Below are 20,281 nucleotides of genomic sequence, written 5' to 3' on the forward strand. Positions count from 1 at the left end.
GCATGGGGCCGGGGCCGGGGCGGCCCGGCTCCTGCGGGGCACCTGCGACCTCCACGACGAGCTCGAAGCCACCCTGGCCCGCTGGAAGGGCAGCAAGGCCTGCCTGCTCTTCAACACTGGCTACCAGGCCAATGCCACCCTGCTCCCGGCCCTGGTGGCCCCAGGTGACGCGGTGTTTTCCGACGCCCTCAACCACGCCTCCCTGGTGGATGGCTGCCGGATGGCCCGGGCGAGTGGCGCCCAGGTCGCCATCTACCGCCACCTCGACCTGGAGGAGCTGGCGGGGCGGCTGACGGCTTGGCGCGCCAAGGCCCCTGCCGGCGCGCTGGCGCTGGTGGCCAGCGACGCGGTGTTCAGCATGGATGGCGACGCCGCCGATCTCCCCGCCCTGCTCGACCTGTGCGAGCGGCACGGAGCCCTCCTGCTCATCGACGAGGCCCACGCCACAGGCCTGCTGGGCGCCGATGGCGCCGGCCTGGCCCAGCTGCAGGGGGTCCACGGCCGTATCCCCCTGGTGGTGGGGACCCTCGGCAAGGCCCTCGGGAGCTTCGGCGCCTTCGTCTGCTGTGAGGCCCTGCTCAGGGAGCACCTGTTGAACACCGCCCGGGGCTTCATCTTCTCCACGGCCCTGCCGCCTCCTGTCCTGGGTGCGGCCCTGGAGGGGATCCGCCTGGCCCGGACCGAGCCCTGGCGACGGGAGCGGGCCCTGGCCCTGGCAGACCGTCTGCGTGCGGCCCTGGAACAGCCCCGGCAGCCCTCGGCCATCGTCCCGGTCCCCGTGGGGGCCGACACCGCTGCCATGCGCCTGGCCCAGGCCCTGCAAGGCCAGGGGTTCGATGTGCGGGCCGTGCGGCCCCCCACGGTTCCGGAGGGCTCGGCCCGCTTGCGCATCACCACCGGGGCCCACCTGACCGACGCCGAGGTGGGCGCCCTGGCCACGGCCCTGGTCGAGCAGCTGAAGCGGGTCTAGGGGTGCCCGCGCCAAATATCTGGACCCGTTACCGCGCCCGTGGGCACCACGTGGCGGGGGTCTGGGGGCACACCAGTGCCCCCAGCGAGGTGACAGCCCTGGCGCGTCTGCGCGCAAGGGCGCCAGAGGGGCCATGTCCCGATGGAAGTGCATCTCGCCACCAGCCCATTGATCCAGGTATTTCAGGCGAGGTGTACTAGGTTCTACCCAGCCTGGCTGTGGTTGGCCGGTGTCCAGCCCCGCTCGTTGAGCAGCTTCACACCCTGGATGCGGGTCAGCCGGAAGGCCATCTCCTCCTGGTGGAGGTGGCAGAAGGCCAGCAGGTGGTCCTCCTGGATGGTGCGGGGCGAGACGCGGCGCAACTGGGTGCGGTGGGCGGCCGGGGGCAGGTAGGTGAGCTCCACCATCAAGGTGTGGCCCGCGGCGTATTCGAGGATGCGCTGCACCTCCTCCGCCAGCTGGTCCTCGCCGCCCAGATGCAGCATGGGAATGCGTCGCTGCACTTCCTGGTAGAGGGCCGGATCCTCGTCGTGGAGCTTCTGGAGGGCCGAGCGCACCATCTGCTGGACGGGCTCCAGGTGGTGGTTCATGCCCTTCTCGTCCACGAAGGCCAGGGCCGCCAGGGCCCAGAGGTAGAGCTTCTCGTCGGAGTCCACACTGAGGGCCAGGAAGCGGCCGGGCTTGGGCATGAAGCCGGCCTGCTTGAGCAGGGCATGGGCATTGCCATCGCCCCGGACTTCGAGGACGGTGTCGGAGAGGGAGCTGAGCTTCAGGGGCGCCAGCTCGGGCCGCAGTTTCAGCTCCTCGGCCAGGTGGGCCGTCCGGGCCCGGACGAGCCGCACGCCCTGGTGGACCTCCACCTCGCCCACGCGACGCGAGAGGTCCTCCAGCAGCTGCAGCAGGGGCTGGGGCAGGGTCTGGGTGGTGGCGCCCAGGCGCAGGCCCAGCTCCTCCAGGGGCACGCCCGCATCCAGGGCGCGCACCAGGGTGGCGTGGCTCACGCGGAAGCTGCCCATGGCATCCAGGGACTCCACCTCCGCCAGCTGCGCGAGTTGGAGGAGCCGGTGCGGGTTCTGCAGCAGCGGGGTCAGCAGCTCCAGCGTGGGCTGCATGATCATGGGCTGATCCAGCTCCAGGGGCTGCCAGTGGGCCGCCGTGCCCTTCAGGTCGCGGAGCAAGTACTCATGGGCCAGGGCCTCGCCGTGTTCCGTGAGCCGGAGGTGGGTGAAGCCCTCATCGGCCTGGATGATGCCCATGCGGCCCAGGAAGGGCAGGAACACCGTGCGGGTGCGCTCCTCATCGAGGGGGTGCAGGGTCTTGAGGAAGGCGAGGAAGGGCTGCACGGCCAGGGCCTGGTCCCGACGCTCCAGCAGGTGCTGCATGAGGAAGTGGCGGTCCTCCGCCGGGGGCATGCCCCAGCCCTTGAGGTCATGTTCCAGCAGGCTGGCGAAGGCGCGCTCGGCCACCCAGCGGGGCGGGTGGCTGGTCACCGCGGGCAGCAGGGTCTCCACGCGGCCGTCGCGGTTCCAGAGCAGGCCCAGGCGGTGCAGGAGGGTGAAGAGCAGCGTCGCGTCTTGCTCCTCCTGGAGCATGGCGTTGCGCTGCATGAGCTGGCCCAGCTCCTTCTTGGCGGGCAGGCCGCCCTTCAGCACCCGCAGACCGGACACACACCGCAGCAGGACGCTGGTGAGGGCCAGGGAGAAGCGGAAGGGCTCGGCCGCCTTGAGCTTCACTTCGGTGGGGGCCTGAAAGCTCAGCGCGCCCTCGTCAAAGTCTTCCAGGGCATCGGCCACCCGCTCCGCCACGGCCCACTCGGTCCCGGTCGGCAGGATCAGGCCTAGGTCCCGCAGGACCTCGATCACGCGGGATTCTGGCGCAGTCCCGTCGCTGACGAAGTGCTTCAGCGCGACCAGGGAACCGCTGTCCAGGTCGGCGAGGGTGTCGGACAGCCGCTTGTGATCCTCGAGATGGAAGACCATGGTCTTGAGCAGGCGCATCCGGCCCTCGCCACAGTCCTCCCAGCGGATGGGGATGGGCAGGCGCCGCCGGTCGCAGATGGTGCGGAGCTGCTCATCCGAGCAGTTCGAGAGAAGCTGGAAGTGCGTGTGCGGCATGAGCACCCGGGTACAGAGGATCTTCCAGTATCCCACAAGAGTGGAATCCACTCACGCGCAAAAAGCGCCCGGTAGCCCGGGCGCTTAGGTGGACAAAAACAAGGTGCCTAGTTAGTGGGTTCCAGGCGGTGGGTGCGGCTGGCCACGCCGTCGCTGAGCACCAGGTCGAAGCGCTTTCCGGTGGCGGTGATGGTCCGGCGGCCGCCGGAGAGGATGGCGATGACCTCGCCGGTATCCGCATCCCGGACCATGGCGGCCGGATGGATCGTGGCATCCCATGTGAGCTGTAGCTTGTCGGCGGACAGCCGCTGGGCCTCGGGCATGGCGGCGACCACCGCCCGGGCACTGGCTGTGACTGAGCGCAGGCTGACCAGGGTCTGGCCGGTCTTGACGACCTGGAGTCCGGCGAGGCCATCCAGCACAGCCGCATCCAGGGGCAGGGCCATGACGAAGTGGCGCTCCTGGTCCTTCGGTGAACAGCCCACTTCTACCCAGTCGAGGGAAAGGGTGAAGAGGGTGGCTCCAGTCGGGTCCAGGCCCTTCAGGAAGTAGTCGGTGCCACTGGCCAGCTCTGAAGGGCGGGTCGTGGCGCGGAAGGCTGGCAGCAGCTCGACCCTGCCATCGGCGTGGAGGATGCCCCGGACGAGGAGGCATTCCCGGACCGGGATCTGGACCTTTGATCGAGGCGCGTCCTCCGCCCCCCCGGTAAGGAAGCCGCCGGTGCCACCCCGGAAGTCCAGGATCTGCTTGTAGACGTAGTCGCTCACCCAGTTGGGCGAACAATAGCCCATGATGTCCTTGTCGATGAACGGGGAATGAAGGGCGTTGAACACGCTGTCATAGCCCCAGACGCCGATGTAGCCGCCGGCATAGGGGTAGGCGGGGTCCGAGGTGGCCACGCCGCCGCAGGGACTGTGGGGCCGGCCCATGTTGTGGCCCACCTCGTGGGCGAAGACCTCCGGGAACAGCCCGCCATCCAGGTAGCCGCTCGACTTATCCCAGCCGAGGGCGGTCCGGTAATAGAAGGGGCTCGAGGGGGAACCCGGGACATAGCCCATGCCGGCCGTTCCCGATCCGTAGTCGACGCTCAGGGCCCCGTAGTAGTAGCGGTCGGCGGCCCCGATGGTGGCGTCATCGATCTGGTGCTTGGCCGCCAGCTCGGACAGCAGGATGCTCCAGCCAGCGCCGTCCGAGCCCAAGACCACAGATGAGGTGTAGGTGGCGCCAACCGTGACCTCCACCCCAGACACGGGGAACATCTTGGCGAGCCTGGCAACCCACTGGGCGTGGTTGCTTGCGGTGATGTTCCCGGTGCCACTCGCGAGGGCCACGGGGAAGATGGTGGATTTGAAAACCGGTACGGTGGTGCTGACAAACGTGGCGGTGGCCGAGTTGTTCGCCTCATCTGTCTCTGGGAAGGCGTTCAGGGGATCCACCTCGGCCAGGATGCTGTAGCCGCCCCTGGCGGGGGTCGTCAGGTCGGTGGCGGGGACCGCCAGGTTCCAGCTCCTGTCCAGGGTCGATTCTCCGAAGGCCGTGGGTACGCCGGGCTTGGGTGCGGGAACCGTCTTCGGGTACCCCGCGACGGGAACCCCGCCGTTCAGCAGAGTGATCCGCACCGTGGGGGCGGCCGTGTTGAAGTGGTTGGCGAGCACGAACACCCGGATCAGTCCGGCCTTGCCAGCGAGGATGGGCACCTGGTTGTCCGGTGTCTGGGTGCTCTGGGTGAACTGCACCTTGTCCACGTGCAGGTCGAGGTTGGCGCTCCCGGTTTCCACGGAGTAGGCGCCGCTGAAGGTGGTCCCCTCCTGGTTGGTCACGGCGATCTCCCCCGGCACCAGGTCCAAGGGGGCTGTGATCCGCAGCTGGCGGTCGCTATCCACGGTGAAGCTCGCCTGGACGGGGCCGAAGTTCACGCGGACTGTCCCCACGAAGTGGCTGCCCACCATCGTGATGACAGTGCCCGGCGCCAGGGTGGTGGGCGTGAAGGAGGTGATGGTCGGGGGTTGGTTCGCGTCCACCGTGAAGGCGGGGGAGGTGGCCTGCCCCTTTGGTGTGGTGACCGCAATGGTGCCCGTGGTGGCGTAGGCAGGTACCACCGCTTCGACCTGGGTGCTGCTCTTGACCGTCAAGGCAAAGGCGCCCCGACCATTGAAGGTGACGGAACTGGTGTTGTCGAGGTTCGTTCCGGTGATGGTCACGGTGGTGCCGGTACTGCCGTGGGTGGGGCTGATGCTTGTGATGGTCGGGGTGGCGACAGGGGCTGGGGGGGCCGGGTTGCCCCCGCCGCCGCAGGCTGGGATCAGGAGTGCAGCCAGGAAGGCCAAGGCAGCATGGGAAGCGCGGTTCAAGGGAACTCCATTGCAGGTCCGAGCCTCCGTCACTTCGTCGGGTCGGGAGACGGGCTGCCCGCAGGAATGGACAGAGCGCCTGGCCTGGATCGTCCGAGTGAGGCAGGGGCCGACGACCCGCTGATTTTCTCATGCATGGCTGGTTCTGCTGGTACAGAAAAACGCCCGGCAGGGTGCCGGGCGCTCGGGTGGGATGGGTGGTCCCTACTGGGTCGCGAGGGTGCCCACGGTCACGGTGATGGTGGACAGGGTGCCCGCAGCATCGAGCACCTGGCACTTGGTAGCGTCGGCGCTGAAGGTGACGGTGCCGGTGGGCAGGCCGGCCTTCAGGTCCAGGGCCACCCGCAACAAGGGAGCATTCAGCGCCACGGGGCTGGCAAGGCCCTTCTGGGCCACAGCGACCTGCAGGACATTGCCCGTGACCTTGCCTTTGAGGATATTGGGCAGGGCGCCGAGGGCGAAGGCGGTGCCGTTGGCGACGAAGGCGGTGGTGGTTCCGCCAGCGGGCACATCAACCCAGGTGACCTTGGTGGTGTCGGCGCTGAAGGTGGCCGAGACACCGCAGCCCGTGGTGGCGGGTCCCACGAGTTCGAGGACCAGGTGGGTCGCCGAGGAGAGGGCAGCGTTCTTCTTGAGCTGGTAGGTGCCGGTGGTGGGGTCGGTGTAGGCCAGCACGGCGGCGACGGGGGTGACGGTGAGGGTCGCGGCGGAGCTGGTGATGGTACCCGCCGAGTTGGTCACGGTCACCGTGAAGCTGGCGCCGCTGTCGCCCACGACAGTGGCGGGCGTGGTGTAGCTGGAGGAGGTCGCGCCCGCGATGGCGGTCCCGCCCTTCTTCCACTGGTAGGTCAGTGGGGCGGTGCCGGTGGCCGTGACGGAGAAGGTGGCGGTGGCGCCGGCCAGGACCGACTGGTTCACGGGCTGGGTGCTGATGGTGGGTGCCACTGGAGGCGGAGGGGTGCCACCGCCCCCCCCCCCGCCACAGGCGAGGAGGAAGGTGAGGGTCAGCAGGGCGGCTGCGGAGAGGAACTTGTTCAGGAAGGTCATGGTCGTCTCCGTCACAGGCCGGCGAGAAGGATGGTCAGGTCGGCGTCGTTGACGGTGCCGTCGCTGTTGAGGTCACAGCTGATCGTGGCTGTCCCGTAGTTCTTCGCGAAGAAGAGCAGGTCCCGCAGGTCTGTGGCGCCATCGGCGTTCAGGTCCAGGGAGGGGCCCACAAAGGGCTTCACGCCGAGGATGCCGCACTGGAAGGAACCCACATCCGCGGGGCCGAAGTCCTGCAGCCGAAGCTTCCAGGTTCCGTTGGGAGACTTGCCGTTGAAGCTGGCCAGCGGGAAGGAGGGGCGGAAGGTGCCGACAATGGGGGCCCCGGTGGCGGATAGCTGAGTGGAGATGGAGGTCGCCCCGAAATCCGAAAACACCAGGTAGTTGCCGCAGCTGCTGCCATAGGCCGCGCCGGTGGTGGAGACCCCACCGGAAGGACCGCCGGCATTGTTGCTGAGGATGACGCTAGTTCCGTCCGGTGCGATGAGGGTGATGACGAGGTCACTCACGTAGGTGTGGGTCAGGTAGAGGGAGAACGTGACTTCACCCGTATTGCCGGTGACTCCGGAGACCGTGAAGGGAACCTCAACGGCAGCTCCAGGAGTAGTCCCTGAGGGGGCATCCGGGATAGCAGTGACAGTGCTGCTGCTGGTCGTGACGGCGGTCCCCAGGGCCTGGACGGTGAGAGTGGCCTGATTGGAAGCCACCATGCCGGCGCGGCCGGTGACTTCGCAGAGGTAGACGGATCCGGTATCGCCGAGGGTCAGAACCGGCGTGGTGTAGCTGGCGGCATTCGCCCCGGCGATTGCGACGCCCCCCTTCTTCCATTGGTAGGTCAGGGTGCCGCTCCCGGAGGCCACGACAGTGAACGTGGCCTGACGGCCGACGGCCGCCGACTGGCTGGTGGGCTGGGTGGAGAAGGTGACGGGAGTGGGCACGGTGATGGTTATGTCCGCCACGGCCTTCTGGGTGTTGTCGGCGGCGTTGGTGGCGGTGACCGTGAAGGCGCCGGGGGTGTTGCCCGCGGTGTAAAGACCACCGGTGGTGATGTTTCCGCCCGTGGCGGTGAAGTTCACGGCGCCTCCGCCGCTCACGGTGGCCGTGAACTGGGCAGTGTCGGTGGTGAAAAGGGCGGCGAAGGTCGGGCTGAGGCTCACCGAGCCGGCCACCACGGGGGGCACCAGCTCCCACACGCCCCGGCCATAGGTGGCGGCGCGCAGGAAGCTACCATCGGGCGCGATGTAGAGGTCGCGCACGGCCACCATGGGCAGGTTGTTGCCGTAGCGGGCCCAGCTCACGCCACCATCCGTGCTGCGGTAGACCCCGAAGTCCGTGCCGGCGAAGAGCGTGTTAGCGTTGCCCCTGAGGTTCTGGATGACATGAATGGGGATGCCGAAGGGCAGACCGTTGCTGGCAGCCGCGCTGCCGTCGATGGAGGTCCAGGTGGCGCCCCCGTTGGTGCTCTTGAAGAGGTGGTGGGCGGTGGCGTTGGGGGCCACAGTAGCACCGTAGACGATCTGGTCGTCTTCGGTGTTGAACCAGATGTAGCTGGTGTTTAAGGTCCCACCGGTAATGTCGCCCGAGTCGGTCCAGGAGGCACCATCGTTGTAGGTGGTCCAGAAATGACCCCCGCTGCTGACGGCACCCACGGCATTGGACTTGCGGGAGCCGTTGACATTGCGAAGGATCAGCGATGCGTTGAAGCCGGTCATCGACATGGCCGACCAGGTGTCCCCGAAGTTGGTGCTCTTGTAGACCTTCTTGTTGACGAAGGTATAGACGGTGTCAGGGGTGGTGGTGGCGCCGAAGGCGATCTTGGGGGCGAAGGGTGCGTTGGCGCTGTTGTTTGATTCGGTGATGCCGACTGATGCAGAGGAGAACGCTGCACCTCCATTGGTGCTCTTGTAGATGCGCGTGTAGTAGATGGACCCCAGCATCAGGTCCCCGTTCACTGGGTGGATCACGGTTCCGAAGCCGTCACCGCCAATCTGGTCTTCGAAGATGCCGCTGGTCTGCAGAGCGGCGCCGCTGCCTTGGCGTACCCGGGTGCCGTTGTCCTGGAGACCCAGGGTGACACGCCACTTCGCATCTGCCGGAGAGGTGGCGGCGGTGGAGCCCAGGTTGTAGACGAGGTGGCTGCTGATCCCCTTGTTCCGGCGGTTGTCGATGAAAGTGAGGTCATCGGTGGTGGTCGGAACGGTGGCCCGCCAGGGTTCCTTGACAATGGTCAGGCCGCCGTCGTTGGCCACATAAAGGGTGCCAGCGGACCAAGCCGTGGCATGGTTGTCAGCGTGGACATAGGGGTGACCGGAGCCGTACCAGTGACTGAGCTGGGACCACGAATTGCCACCATCCATGCTGCGATAGAGGGCCAGGTTGGCTCCCACCACGAGCCGCGATGGGTTCGTGGGGTCCACGCCCAGGCCATGGTTGTAGAACCCCTGGCCCCCATCGCTGGTCATCTGGGGGCCAGTGCCCTGGAAGAGTCCCCCCGCGATGGCGGGAGCTGCGGTCCAGGTCCAGGACACGCCTTTATCCGTGCTCTTGAGAACGCCACGGGCGATGTTCCCAGTGGCAGTGTCCTCCACGATCCCGTAGGCCGTCGAGCCATCTCCGCCGGCAGCCAGCGTGATGCGACCCATGGTGGAGGTGAAGCCTGTGATGGTCGATAAGGTCCAAGTGGCCCCTGCGTCGGCGGAGTAATAGATGTTGCCCGAAGCGCCTTCGACGGAGCAGATGAGTTCCGAAGCTGTCAGGTTCTTCACTGTCCAGGCCGAGCCGGTGGCCGGTGCACCAGTGGCGGCGACAAAGGTGGCGCCACCGTCGTTCGAGATCTTCAACCCATCGTTGGTACCCCAAAGGATGCGGGTGGTCGTAAGCGGGAGGATCGAATAGGAGCGGGTCGCGTTGCCCAGGCCGGTGGCGGCGGCCCAGGTGGCGCCGCCATCCGTGCTCCGGTAGAAGCCCCGGCCCTCGGCATCGAAGGGATCGCCTAGGCCGAGGTAGAGGGTCCCGCCGGTGGAACTGATGGCCATGGCGCCGATCGAGACGTTGCCTCCCGAACCACTCGCCGGGAGATCATCGGTGATGGCCGTCCAGGTCCAGTCGCCGGCCGCGTTCAGGTCGGCATTGGTGCACTTGAACACGCCGCCACCACTGGTGGCGAGGTAGAGCGTGGTGGGCGTGGTGGGGTGCGGCACGACGGCTACCGGACGACCGCTGTCGATGCTGGTCCAGCCAGTGGGGGTCAGGTTGGAGGTGGGGCCAAGGTTCACCCAGGAAGCGTTACCGGTCCCCGCGGGTGCGGGCAGCACGGCCGAGAGGGCGTGGCCCCCATCAGGCTTCGGGAAGGTATTCCGCCAGCGCTGGATTTCCTCGGCAGCAAGCCGATTCTTATAGTCCATGTACTCGGGACTCTGCTTCCCGCCGAACCAGAACAGGTCCCACTCGCGCCGGAGGTCGGCCCGATCGTGGCCGCTCAGGGCGTTCGGCCCGGTGCGGGCAGGCAGGGACCTGCGCCGGAGGACCGGGTTGGTCTCGGTCTGGGCGTCCAGTCCAAGCGTGGCCAGGAGGACGAAGATGCTTAGAAAACGTGCCGTGAGGCGGCCCATGGATACTCCAGAGATCTCTCGGAACGGCCGGAACCTGCAACGCTTGGCAGGATCAGGGGTATCCCGATGGAATCCCCAAATATACGCCCGGGGACTCCCGGGGTCCCATGACTTTTCCTTAATTCCTGAGGAGTAAGGCGTGGGGAATGGGGTGGTCGGACCACCTTTCGTTGACCCGCCAGGGCCCGGCCATCTACGCTCAAAGGTTTGGGCCTCCCGCCACCGTGATCGCCATGCGTCCCGACAATCCCCTGATCGTCCAGAGCGATCGCACGCTGCTGCTCGAGGTGGCGCACCCGGCGTTCGAGCAGGTGCGGGACGAGCTGGCGCGCTTCGCGGAGCTGGTGAAGAGCCCCGAGCACATCCACACCTACCGCATCACCCCGCTCAGCCTGTGGAACGCCTCGGCCTCGGGCGTGCACTGCACGGACATGATCGAGACCCTGAACACCTGGTCGAAGTACTCGGTGCCGCAGAACCTGCTGCAGGAGATCGAGGACCACGGCACCCGCTACGGCAAGCTTCGCCTGGTGGCCAAGGGCGACCGCCTGGCCCTAGAGATGGACGACCGGGGACTGTTCTGGGAGCTGGAGAACCAGAAATCCCTGCAGGGCCTGCTCGCTGAACCCTACCCGGACGAGAAGGGCATCTACCTGAACACGGGCATGCGCGGCGAAGTGAAGCTGCAGCTTATCCGCCTAGGCCATCCCGTGCAGGATATGGCCGGCTACAAGCCCGGCGACCCGCTGCCCTTCGAGCTGTCGCCCACCACCCTGCAGAACGGCAAGCCCTTCGGACTGCGGCCCTACCAGCAGGCGGCGGCGGACGTCTTCCACGCCGGTGGCGGGCCCGACGGCGGTGCCGGAGTGCTGGTTTTGCCCTGCGGCGCGGGCAAGACCGTCATCGGCATCGGCTGCATGGCCAGCCTCCAGACCCACACCCTGGTGCTCACCACCAATGGCACCGCCGTGAAGCAGTGGAAGCAGGAACTGCTGGACAAGACCACGCTCACCGAAGACCAGGTGGGGCTCTACACGGGCGACACCAAGGAGATCAAGCCGGTCACCATCGCCACCTACCAGATCCTCACCTACCGCCGCAGCAAGACCGGCCCCTTCGAGCACTTCAAGCTCTTCGAGGCGGCCAACTGGGGCCTGGTGATCTACGACGAAGTGCACATGCTGCCCGCCCCGGTGTTCCGGGCGGTGGCCGAGCTGCAGGCCAAGCGCCGCCTGGGCCTTACGGCCACCCTGGTGCGCGAGGATGGCAAGGAGGAGGACGTCTTCAGCCTCATCGGCCCCAAGCGGGTGGACGTGCCCTGGAAGATGCTGGAGAAGGACGGCTTCATCGCCACGGCCCACTGCCTGGAGATCCGCGTGCCCCTGCCCACGGATGAGCGCATGGAATACGCCGTGGCGGACCAGCGCCAACGCTTCCGCATCGCCTCCGAGAACAGCCTCAAGATGGTGGTGATGGACGAGCTGCTGGCGGGGCACCCCACCGACAACATCCTCATCATCGGCCAGTACCTCGAGCAGCTCCGCATCATCGGCGAGCGCCTGAACGCCCCGGTGCTCACGGGCCAGACGCCGGAGAAGGAGCGCGAGTCCCTCTTCCGGCAGTTCCGGGAGGGCCAGTTGCGGGTGCTCATCGTGAGCAAGGTGGCCAACTTCGCCATCGACCTGCCGGACGCATCTGTGGCCATCCAGGTGAGCGGTACCTTCGGCTCTCGCCAGGAGGAGGCCCAGCGCCTGGGCCGCATTCTCCGGCCCAAGGGCGAGCGCAACGTTAGCTACTTCTACTCACTGATCAGCAGCGAGACCACGGAGCAGGAGTTCGCCCGCAACCGCCAGCTCTTCCTCACGGAGCAGGGCTACCGCTACCTCATCGAGAGCCGCCGCTTCGACGAGCAGCGCCGCCTCAGCGAACCCATCGTGTGGAAGCAGCTGCGGCTGGAGACCTCGGGACAACCCTGACTCGGCTGCAGGTGGGGGCCGGGGGAAGACCCTAGAACCCTGCCCGCAGGCTGAACTGCCAGACACGGGGTTGCTGGAAGTTCCCGGGGGTGAAGGCACCGCCCACATTGTTCACCGAGGTCATGGGCTGGCGGTTGGTGGCGTTGAAGACGTCTACGGCGGCACGGAGGTCCAGCCCCTGGAGCCGGGTCCGCCAAGCCAGGCTCAGGTCCAGACTCATGGCATGGGGCAGTTCCCGCTCTCCCCGGGCGGCGCCGGGACCCAGCACGTTGTCGCCGGAGGAGCGGACGAGGCTGCTGTAGCGAAGGCCGGACCGCCAGAGGAAGGCGAAGGATGACTCGAGATTCCAGGGCAGCACCGCACTCCCGAAGGCCTTCCAGGCGTGCTTGACCTCTTCGTTGAGGTTCCCGTCGTAGGGGGGCAGCCGGTAGTCCTGGCGGAGGCTCGGAATGGACGCGAACCCTGTGTTCCTGCCGGTCGAGGTGTTCACGTTGCCCACTTCCGAGTTGCCGTTGAGGTCCCCCTGGCTGTAGCTCAGCTGGAGCCGATGGCCGCTCTCGAAGGTCCGGCGGGCCATCAGGTCGAAGCCGCGGTAGTCCCGCTTCAGGCCCGGCAGATTGGCGATGACCTTCTTCGTGGAGGAGCTGTTGGCCAGCGCATCCAGTTCTGGCAGATACCCGTAGGTGGAGCTGTAGGTGTCGATGAGATCGCGGACGGCCTTGGCCGTGAGGGTGGCTCCCAGGGTCCAGGTGCCAAGCCAGGGAAGGTGCTGAACCCGCTCCACACCCATCTGGTACAGGTCCGTGCGGGGGGCCCTGAGCGGACCCACGGCCACGTTGGCGGTGCCCTGGAGGCCGGTCACCTGCCAGGTCCGCCAGTCGCTGAGCGAGGGGACCCAGACCTGCCGGGTTGTGGCGGGGCCCCCGGTGGTGGCGCCTGCGGCCGTCAGGTTGCCTGCCGTGGGTGGGCTGTAGATGCGCCCGGCATAGAGGAAGATCCGGGTCAGGCCGTCTTCGGTGAGGTCCCAGGACAGGCCCAGGCGGGGACTCAGGAGGGTCTGCCGGTACAGGTTCCGGCCGTCCTCGGCATCGAGACCCGCCCGGTCGATCCGCAAGCCCAGGTTCGAGGTCCACCCGGAGGTCATTTGCCAGTCATCCTGGAGGAAGGCGCCCAGGAGCGCCTGCTTGAGGGGGCTGCCATAGGAGGCGGCATCGGCGAGGGTTCGCTGGTACAGGTAGCTGGGTTGGCCTCCGACCAGCTGTCCGGAGACGGGGCTGACAGTGGTCAAGCTGGCGGCGGCCGTGTAGCCGAAGCTGCTGCCGTGGAGGGCCTGCAGCCCTGCCTGGATGGCGGCGAGATCGCCGGCGGCGGGCCCGGGGCCGCCACTCACCCGGTCCAGGTAGGAGAGTCCGAAGGAGGGGCGCTGGAAGACCTTGGTGTAATCGGACCAGAGCCCCTGGAAGCCACCCTTGAGCTGGTGCGAACCTGCGAAGAAGCTGAACTCGCTGCGGAGCGTGAGGTTCCGGATCCGGTCGAGGCGGTCTTCACCATAGGCCCCGAAGGTTTCACCACCGGGGGCATCCAGCTGGCCGCGGAAGGGGCCGGCCGCGGGGGTGCCCGGGGTCCAGTGGAAGGCCGTGCGGTGCAAGCCCAGGGTGTTCTCCCAGGTGAGCCGAGGGCCCAGGGCGCCCACGTGCTTCAGGAGGTAGCTGTCGCCGCCCCGGGTGCGATTGGGCTGCTGGGAATCCTTGACGCTGCTGTCGCCGGCCGTGTCGAAGTTGGCCTGGGTCACCGGGTCCCCGAAATAGCTGAGTTCGACCCGGTGGTCCGCGCTGGCCAGCCAGGTGAGCTTGAGGAATCGGTAGCTGCGATCCTCCTCCTGGCTCCGCCGGTGGGGCGCCATGCCCAGGGGTTTCACGTTCTCGAAATCCAGACTCAGCAGCTGGCGGTTGAAGGCCCCGTAGAAGAACAGGGAGTCCTTGACGATGGGTCCGCCGAGGCTGAAGCCCAGTTCTCGGGCGTCCGTGGGCCGCTCCTCTGGTGTGGTCGTCTTGCCGGCGTCGGGCTTCGCATTGAGCCCTCGGAAAATCCGACTGGTGAAGGCGGAGCCGTGAAACTCACTGCCTCCGGATTTCGTCACCAGGTTGTAGACCCCTCCGGAGGCGAACCCCACCTCGGCCTTGTGGCCACCGGTGGTGAGAGTCTGGCTCTGGAGGATCTCGGTCGAGAGGTTCATGCCGAACCGCCCCGTGGAACTGAGCCCCGTTGTCATGCCGTCCACTAGGAAGGCGTTGGCATCGAGCATGGAGCCAAGCACCACGGGTTCCGGTTTCCCCGAGGGGGTCACACCGGGGATGAGATAGGCGTGTTCCACATACCGGTGCGGCGCAAAGGGCAACCTCACCAGATCATCGCCGGAGAAGACAGTCTGTGGTCCCACCGAGCTGCTTTCGGCCCGCAGGGGCGAAGCCTCCACAGCCACCGTGGCCTGCGCTGGTTCAATACGAAGGACAAGGTGTACCCGCTCATCGGCCCTTAGCTGTAGGACCTGGCCCTGGAGACGGTACGAGCCGGGCAGGAGCCCGGCCACTGTCGCGATGCCCTGGGCGTCTGCGCGAAGGTCTCGGCGATCTCCACGAGCCACCGATTCAAGGACGAGGACCGCGCCAGGACGCGGACGACCATCGGCCCCCCGTACTTCGACCCGGAGGGCGGCCGTCGTCTGGGCCCTCAGCCCTAAGGCGGCCAGGCACAACGCCAGGGATACAAGGGTTGCTTGGAGGCGAATGGACATCAGTGCTCCAGGGCTATTCAGGGGTCATCGTTGGAGGTAGGGGTTGGTTTCCGCAGCGGTCAGCGTGGCGAGTTGGTCTTCGGCCGGCCAGGGGCGGTGCAACGGGCTGTCGGCCGACCCATGCATTTCAGCACAACCAGCGCTGGGGGCGTGCAAGGGGCTGCTCGCCCAGTCCGTACGCCAGAGGCTGGGCCAGAAGGGTCGCCGGTAGCCAGCGCTTTGACGCCCCTCCTCATTTCCCTCCAGGGTGTCCCACGCTTAATAACCAGCCCTAGCTGGCTGAGGGGATCTGCGGTTCCAGGAACGCCACCGCCGCCTCGGCGCGGGAGAGGGCCTGGGCAACTGTGGCCCCGCACACAGTGAGGTGGCCGACCTTCCGGAGCGGCCGGGGCTCCTTGCCATAGAGGTGGAGCGAGACGCCGGGTACGGCCAGGGCGGCCTCCAGGTCGAGCGGCGGCCCCAGCCAGAGGTCGCCCAGCAGGTTCACCAGCACCGAGGCGCCCTGGGTTTCGGTGGCGCCCAGGGGCAGGCCGCAGATGGCGCGCACAAACTGCTCGAACTGCCCCGTGGCGCAGGCCGCGCCGGCCCCATGGAAGGTGTTGTGGGGGCGGGGCGAGAGCTCATTCACCAGCAGCTGTCCCGACTGGGTGACAAAGAGCTCCACGGCCAGCAGACCCTCGACCTCCAGCTCCACGGCGAGGCTGGAGGCCAGCTCCGTGGCCTCCCGGGCGAGGGCGCGGTGGATCGGTGCGGGGAAGAGCGAGAACCCCAGCACGCCGTCGTCGTGCCAGTTGGCGGCCGGGGGATGGGCGACCACGCTGCCCCGGGGCGACCGGGCCACCAGCACGCTGAGCTCCAGGCGCAGCTGCAACTCCTGTTCCGCCACGGAGGGGCCGTTCAGCTGTCCCATGGCCCGGACGGCCTCGGCCGGTCGCGCCACGCGCACCTGGGAGCGGCCGTCATAGCCGCCCTTGGTCCGCTTGACGCGGCAGGGGCCCAAGTCCACGAGGGCCTGCTCCAGCTCGGCGCCGGTGGTCACATCCCGCCATGGGCCCACAGCGAAGCCGTGGTCCGCCAGCCAGCGCTTCTGCCGGGCCCGGTCCTGGATGCACTCGAGCAGGTGGGCCCCCGGGCGCAGGGGGGTGCACTCCGACACGGCCTGCAGGACCGCCGGGGCGATGCGCTCGATCTCGTAGGTGACCACGGCGGAGCGCCGGGCCAGCTCGCGGGCGGCCTCGACATCGTCGAAGGCCCCCACGATGACCGCGTCCGCCAGGGGCGCTGCCGCGCAGTGGGGATCGGGGTCCAGCACCACGACCCGGTAGCCCATGCTGCGGGCCGCGAGCGCGGTCATGCGCCCGAGCTGGCCGCCACCGAGGAGACCGATGGTGGCGCCGGGGAGAATGGGTCGGCTGGTCTGAACGCTCACAACAGCACCTCCTCGAGAACGGTGGTCTCGGCTGATTGGCGCAGCTCCTGGAGGCGCCGGTGCAGCTCACGATCCGAGAGGGCCAGGATCTGGGCCGCCAGCAGCGCCGCGTTGCGGGCGCCCGCCTTGCCGATGGCCAGGGTGCCCACCGGCACGCCGCCGGGCATCTGGACGATGGACAGCAGGGCATCCAGGCCATTCAGCCCCGTGGCAGCCACAGGCACCCCCAGCACCGGCAGCAGGGTGTGGGCCGCCACCATGCCGGGCAGGTGGGCGGCCCCGCCGGCTCCGGCGATGATGATCTTCAAGCCTCGGGACTCGGCCCCGTTGGCATAGTCGGCCATCCATCGGGGTGTCCGATGGGCCGATACCACGCGAGCCTCGAAGGGCACGCCCAGGGACTGCAGGGTGTCGCAGGCATGCGACATGACCTCGAAGTCGCTGCGGCTGCCCATGATGACGCCGACCACGGGGCTCATCAGCGGCTCCCCAGGAAGCTGGCGAAGCCCCAGAAGAGGGGGATGCCGATCACCACGTTGAAGGGGAAGGTGATGCCCAGGGCGAGGGCCAGCGAGAAGGTGGGGTTGGCCTCTGGCAGGGTGGTGCGCACGGCGGGCGGCGCGGCAATGTAGGAGGCGCTGGCGGCCATGGCCCCCAGCACGGTGGCGCCGGCCGGGGAGAGGCCTGCCAGATGCCCGAGCAGGACGCCCAGGCCCCCGTGGACGAGCGGCACCAAGGTGCCGAAGGCCAGGAGGAAGGGCCCCACCTTCCGCAGCTCGCCGAGGCGGTCCGCGGCCAGCATGCCCATCTCAAGGAGGAACAGCATCAGGGCCCCCTTGAAGCCCATATCGAAGAAGGGCTCGACCTGTTTCCAGCCCGCGTCGCCCATGAGCCAGCCCACCACGAGCCCCCCCGCGAGCAGGATCATGGTGCGGCCGGTGAGGACTTCATGGAGGGACTGCAGCAGGGACGGGGGCACAGTCACGGGTTCCGGGCCGGTGCCGAGGGTGGCAGTGCCACCCCCGCCGGCGGACACCGATACCTCCTCCACGGAGAGGGCCGTGGCGGTCCGGGTCTTGGCCAGCACTCCCAGGCCAAGGGCGATGTGGATGCCAGGGCTCTCCATCAGGGCCAGCAGGGTGGGCATATAGCTCTCCACCGCGCCGCCCATGGAGGTCACGAACTGCTGGGCTGCGATGAAGGTCACCGCGGAAACCGAGCCGTAGTGGGCGGCGATGCCCGCGGAATCCGCCGTGGAGAAGCGGCCAAAGCGCCGGAGGACGAAGTAGGCCGTCAGCGGCGTGATGCAGCCCAGCAGCATCGTCACCGCGGCGGGCTTGGCGATGGTGGCCCAGCTCACATGGCCCAGCTCGTGCCCGCCCTTCAGGCCCAGGGCCAGGAGCAGGTAGATGGCGAGACTGCTGTAGAGGGCCGAGGGGAGGCGCAGCTCGCTGCGCAGCAGGCGGGCGACGAGACCGAGGCCGAAGGCCAGGACGATGGGCGAAAGCAGGTTCGTGCGGAGGAGGTCGAGCGTGGACAAAGGCTTTTCTCCTGGGGTGGGAGGGACTGGGAAGCAGAAGCGGCGATTGATGGCTAAAAATACATGAAATAATTTACATGTATAATAAGACACGCAAAATGGGGAGGATGGAAGCATGAACCCGCCTTTGTCCAGAAAATCACCCGGGAAGCCCCAGGCCGGCCCCTGGACCTTCCTGTCCAACCACGCCCACGTGCTCATCTGCCTGGCCCTTGAGCCGACCCTGCGCATTCAGGACCTGGCGGACCGGGTGGGGATCACCTACCGGGCGGTGCAGCGCATCCTGGACGACCTCGAAGCCGCCGGCTACCTCAGCCGGAGCCGGAGACCGGACGATGCCCGCAGCAACCAGTACCAGGTGAATGTGGACCTGCCCCTGCGGCACCCCATCGAACAGCACCAGCGCGTCTCGGCCCTCCTCGAGCTGGGGGCCGTGAGGTAGCGGGACCCCATGGGGTTTTGTTCGGCACGCCTAGCGCCAGAGCTCCGGATGCAGCAGGGATTGCGCCCCCAGCCAGCGGTCCAGGGGCCAGGCGATGAGCGCCGCTAGGAGGCCCGCCAGCACGTCATCCAGGACCACACCCCAGCCGCCGGGCAGGCGCTGGGCGGCGTCGATAGCCCCGGGCTTCCAGATGTCGAAGAGGCGGAAGAGCATGAAGGGGGCCACCAGTCGCGCCACCCAGAGCAGCACGGGCTGGGGCTGCAGGGTGGCCGTGAAGAGCAGCGGCGTGAGGGCGATCCAGATGCCCGCCCACTCGTCGGCCACGATGAAGGCGGGATCCTTCAGGCCGGTTTCCTCCACCACGCGGCCCGCGGCCCAGACGGCCAGGAACGTCACCACCACGGGGCTGCCGAGCAGGAGCCAGGGCGTGAGGGGGCCGCCCACGCTGCGGACGGCGCCAACCAGCAGCAGCCACGCCCCAAGCCCCGCCAGGGTGCCCCAGGTCCCCGGCGCTGGCTTCAGGAACCCGCTGCCGAAACCCGTGGCCACACACCAGGCGAAACGCGGAGCCTTAGACATGCCGCAGCGCTTCCACGATGCGCAGCCGTGCCGCCTTCAGCCCGGGGAACAAGGCGCTCACCTGGATGGTGGCCTGCAGGCCGAGGGCCACGATGGCGTAGACGGCGGACACGAAGTGGATGTTGAGCTCATAGCCGTGGCTGGTGCCGGGCGGGGCGGGCATCTCGATGTGCAGGGCATTCAGCCCGGCCCGCAGCAGCAGGGTGGCCGCGAGGCCGAGGGCGCTGCCCAGCAAGCCGAGGAAGGCGCCCTCCCACTGGAGCAGTGCCAGCAGCTGGCCAGGCTGCAAGCCCATGGCCCGGAGCACGCCGAACTCGCGCACCCGCTCCATGACCGACATGAGCAGGGTGTTCGCCGTGGCCAGCAGCACCACCAGGAACAGCACCAGGCCCATGAAACCGAAGATGGCGAAGTAGAGGAGCTTCACCTGCCGGTAGAAGGAGGCCAGCTCGAACCAGGGTTTCACCGAGGTGCCGGGCAGCAGGGTCTGGAGCCGAGCCTGCTCCCGGGCCGTGTCCTGGGGGCGCTTCAGCACGACGGAGAGCCGCGAGCGGGCCGGTCCGGCATCCAGCAGCTGGCTGGCGGTGGCAAGGCTCACGGTGAGGAAGCGGTCGTTCAGCTCGCGGAGTCCCAGGTCCTGGAGGCCCGCGACCTCCACATCCACGGCGTTCAGCGCGCCATCCTTGGTGGTGGACATCAGGGTGAGGGAGCTGCCCACAGTGGCGCCCAGGGTGCGGGCCAGGCCCACGCCGAGGATGACCTCCCGGAAGGCGGGATCCGCGGAGAGCCACCGCGAGCCTGCACCGGCCGGGGTCTTCGCCGCGTTCTGCAACGCCTCGGTGCAGGCCATGTGCTGGGGTTCGAGGATGGGGTCCACGGCGGTGCCCAGGAAGGCGACGCTCTTCGCCCCGCTCGAGAGCAGGCCCATGAACTGGGTGCGCGGCAGCACCTCGGCCACGGCGGGATCCTGCCGGAGCCGCCGGGCCAGGGCCTCGCCATCGGGCAGGGACTGCTCCAGGCTCTGGGCCTCATCGCCTGCCATCGCCCCGGGTGGCAGCACCTGGAGGTGGCCAAGGCCCCCCCGGATGGCCGCATCCGAGAGCCCCTGGAAGGTCTGGGCCATGAACCCCCCGGCCAGGCTCAGGGCCAGGAAGCCAGCGACCACCACCATCAGCGTGAGGGCCGTGCGCCGCCGCTGGCGCAGCAGGTTCCGGAGGGCGAGGCGGGCGAGGATCATGGCCGCTCCTCGCCGATGAGCTTGCCGTCCATGAGCCGGAAGACGACGTGGGCACGGGCGATGACGGAGGGGTCGTGGCTGGCGACGAGGAAGGTGACGCCGCGCTCGGCGGCCAGCTCGGCCATGAGATCCATGAGGGGGCCGCCGTGGGCGTGGTCGAGGCTGGCGGTGGGCTCGTCCGCGAGGACGAGGAG

Annotated in this window: 13 protein-coding genes and 1 pseudogene; 3 read left to right on the forward strand and 11 right to left on the reverse strand. The window is 68.1% G+C overall.

What is annotated here, in order from left to right; all coding sequences use genetic code 11:
- Positions 1-970: aminotransferase class I/II-fold pyridoxal phosphate-dependent enzyme (locus tag WAS25_RS06910; protein ID WP_422310784.1), on the forward strand; the 970-nt coding region annotated here is incomplete at its 5' end.
- A gap of 203 nt (positions 971-1,173) precedes the next feature.
- On the opposite strand, the gene WAS25_RS06915 is transcribed toward WAS25_RS06910, so the two are convergent.
- The 4 genes from WAS25_RS06915 to WAS25_RS06930 all read right to left on the reverse strand — a co-directional run bounded on the left by WAS25_RS06915 (position 1,174) and on the right by WAS25_RS06930 (position 10,090).
- Positions 1,174-3,120: a helicase-associated domain-containing protein gene (locus tag WAS25_RS06915; protein ID WP_422310785.1), complete on the reverse strand. Its 1,947-nt coding sequence runs from the start codon at positions 3,118-3,120 to the stop codon at positions 1,174-1,176.
- Between the two features lie 71 nt (positions 3,121-3,191).
- Positions 3,192-5,435, reverse strand: coding sequence for an IPT/TIG domain-containing protein (locus WAS25_RS06920; RefSeq protein WP_422310786.1), 2,244 nt, complete (start codon positions 5,433-5,435; stop codon positions 3,192-3,194).
- A 204-nt stretch (positions 5,436-5,639) separates the two neighbouring features.
- The gene (locus WAS25_RS06925) at positions 5,640-6,482 is read right to left on the reverse strand and encodes a hypothetical protein (protein WP_422310787.1); all 843 of its coding nucleotides are present in this window, start codon (positions 6,480-6,482) and stop codon (positions 5,640-5,642) included.
- Positions 6,483-6,493: 11 nt separating this feature from the next.
- Complete coding sequence (locus WAS25_RS06930; RefSeq protein WP_422310788.1) at positions 6,494-10,090, reverse strand: proprotein convertase P-domain-containing protein; 3,597 nt, start codon at positions 10,088-10,090, stop codon at positions 6,494-6,496.
- Between the two features lie 233 nt (positions 10,091-10,323).
- Between WAS25_RS06930 and WAS25_RS06935 the strand changes: the two genes are divergently transcribed.
- A complete protein-coding gene (locus WAS25_RS06935; protein WP_422310789.1) occupies positions 10,324-12,066 on the forward strand; it encodes a DNA repair helicase XPB in 1,743 nt (580 codons plus the stop codon).
- A 31-nt stretch (positions 12,067-12,097) separates the two neighbouring features.
- On the opposite strand, the gene WAS25_RS06940 is transcribed toward WAS25_RS06935, so the two are convergent.
- From WAS25_RS06940 to WAS25_RS06955, 4 genes are all read right to left on the reverse strand, one after another.
- Positions 12,098-14,860 carry a hypothetical protein gene (locus WAS25_RS06940; protein WP_422310790.1) on the reverse strand — a complete coding sequence of 921 codons (2,763 nt, stop codon included), beginning with the start codon at positions 14,858-14,860 and terminating at the stop codon, positions 12,098-12,100.
- Between the two features lie 271 nt (positions 14,861-15,131).
- A complete protein-coding gene (gene purK, locus WAS25_RS06945) occupies positions 15,132-16,289 on the reverse strand; it encodes a 5-(carboxyamino)imidazole ribonucleotide synthase (RefSeq protein ID WP_422310791.1) in 1,158 nt (385 codons plus the stop codon).
- Positions 16,286-16,768: a 5-(carboxyamino)imidazole ribonucleotide mutase gene (gene purE / locus WAS25_RS06950; RefSeq protein ID WP_422310792.1), complete on the reverse strand. Its 483-nt coding sequence runs from the start codon at positions 16,766-16,768 to the stop codon at positions 16,286-16,288. Before purE ends, purK begins: the two co-directional genes overlap by 4 nt.
- Positions 16,768-17,829, reverse strand: a complete 1,062-nt coding sequence (locus WAS25_RS06955; RefSeq protein WP_422310793.1) for a sodium-dependent bicarbonate transport family permease — start codon at positions 17,827-17,829, stop codon at positions 16,768-16,770. The genes purE and WAS25_RS06955 overlap by 1 nt, the downstream gene beginning before the upstream one ends.
- 115 nt (positions 17,830-17,944) lie before the next feature.
- On the opposite strand from WAS25_RS06955, the gene WAS25_RS06960 reads away from it, so the two are divergent.
- Entirely contained in the window at positions 17,945-18,271 is a 327-nt protein-coding gene (locus WAS25_RS06960; protein ID WP_422310794.1) for a MarR family winged helix-turn-helix transcriptional regulator, read from the forward strand.
- Between the two features lie 30 nt (positions 18,272-18,301).
- Here WAS25_RS06960 and WAS25_RS06965 read toward each other — a convergent pair whose 3' ends face one another.
- The 3 genes and pseudogenes from WAS25_RS06965 to WAS25_RS06975 all read right to left on the reverse strand — a co-directional run.
- Complete coding sequence (locus WAS25_RS06965) at positions 18,302-18,850, reverse strand: phosphatidylglycerophosphatase A (RefSeq protein ID WP_422310795.1); 549 nt, start codon at positions 18,848-18,850, stop codon at positions 18,302-18,304.
- Positions 18,843-20,087: an ABC transporter permease gene (locus WAS25_RS06970; RefSeq protein ID WP_422310796.1), complete on the reverse strand. Its 1,245-nt coding sequence runs from the start codon at positions 20,085-20,087 to the stop codon at positions 18,843-18,845. Before WAS25_RS06970 ends, WAS25_RS06965 begins: the two co-directional genes overlap by 8 nt.
- Positions 20,084-20,281 (reverse strand): annotated as a pseudogene (locus WAS25_RS06975) (hypothetical protein); the annotation flags it as partial. The pseudogene WAS25_RS06975 and the gene WAS25_RS06970, both read right to left, overlap by 4 nt.

It is taken from the genome of Geothrix sp. (genome assembly GCF_049292215.1).
Lineage (GTDB): Bacteria > Acidobacteriota > Holophagae > Holophagales > Holophagaceae > Geothrix.

What these genes read in the sequence shown, in the direction of transcription:
- WAS25_RS06940 (WP_422310790.1), bottom strand. Translation starts at nt 14,860, where the DNA reads ATGTCCATTCGCCTCCAAGCAACCCTTGTATCCCTGGCGTTGTGCCTG.
- purE (WP_422310792.1), bottom strand. Translation starts at nt 16,768, where the DNA reads ATGAGCCCCGTGGTCGGCGTCATCATGGGCAGCCGCAGCGACTTCGAG.
- WAS25_RS06925 (WP_422310787.1), bottom strand. Translation starts at nt 6,482, where the DNA reads ATGACCTTCCTGAACAAGTTCCTCTCCGCAGCCGCCCTGCTGACCCTC.
- WAS25_RS06970 (WP_422310796.1), bottom strand. Translation starts at nt 20,087, where the DNA reads ATGATCCTCGCCCGCCTCGCCCTCCGGAACCTGCTGCGCCAGCGGCGG.
- WAS25_RS06935 (WP_422310789.1), top strand. Translation starts at nt 10,324, where the DNA reads ATGCGTCCCGACAATCCCCTGATCGTCCAGAGCGATCGCACGCTGCTG.
- WAS25_RS06960 (WP_422310794.1), top strand. Translation starts at nt 17,945, where the DNA reads ATGAACCCGCCTTTGTCCAGAAAATCACCCGGGAAGCCCCAGGCCGGC.
- WAS25_RS06965 (WP_422310795.1), bottom strand. Translation starts at nt 18,850, where the DNA reads ATGTCTAAGGCTCCGCGTTTCGCCTGGTGTGTGGCCACGGGTTTCGGC.
- WAS25_RS06930 (WP_422310788.1), bottom strand. Translation starts at nt 10,090, where the DNA reads ATGGGCCGCCTCACGGCACGTTTTCTAAGCATCTTCGTCCTCCTGGCC.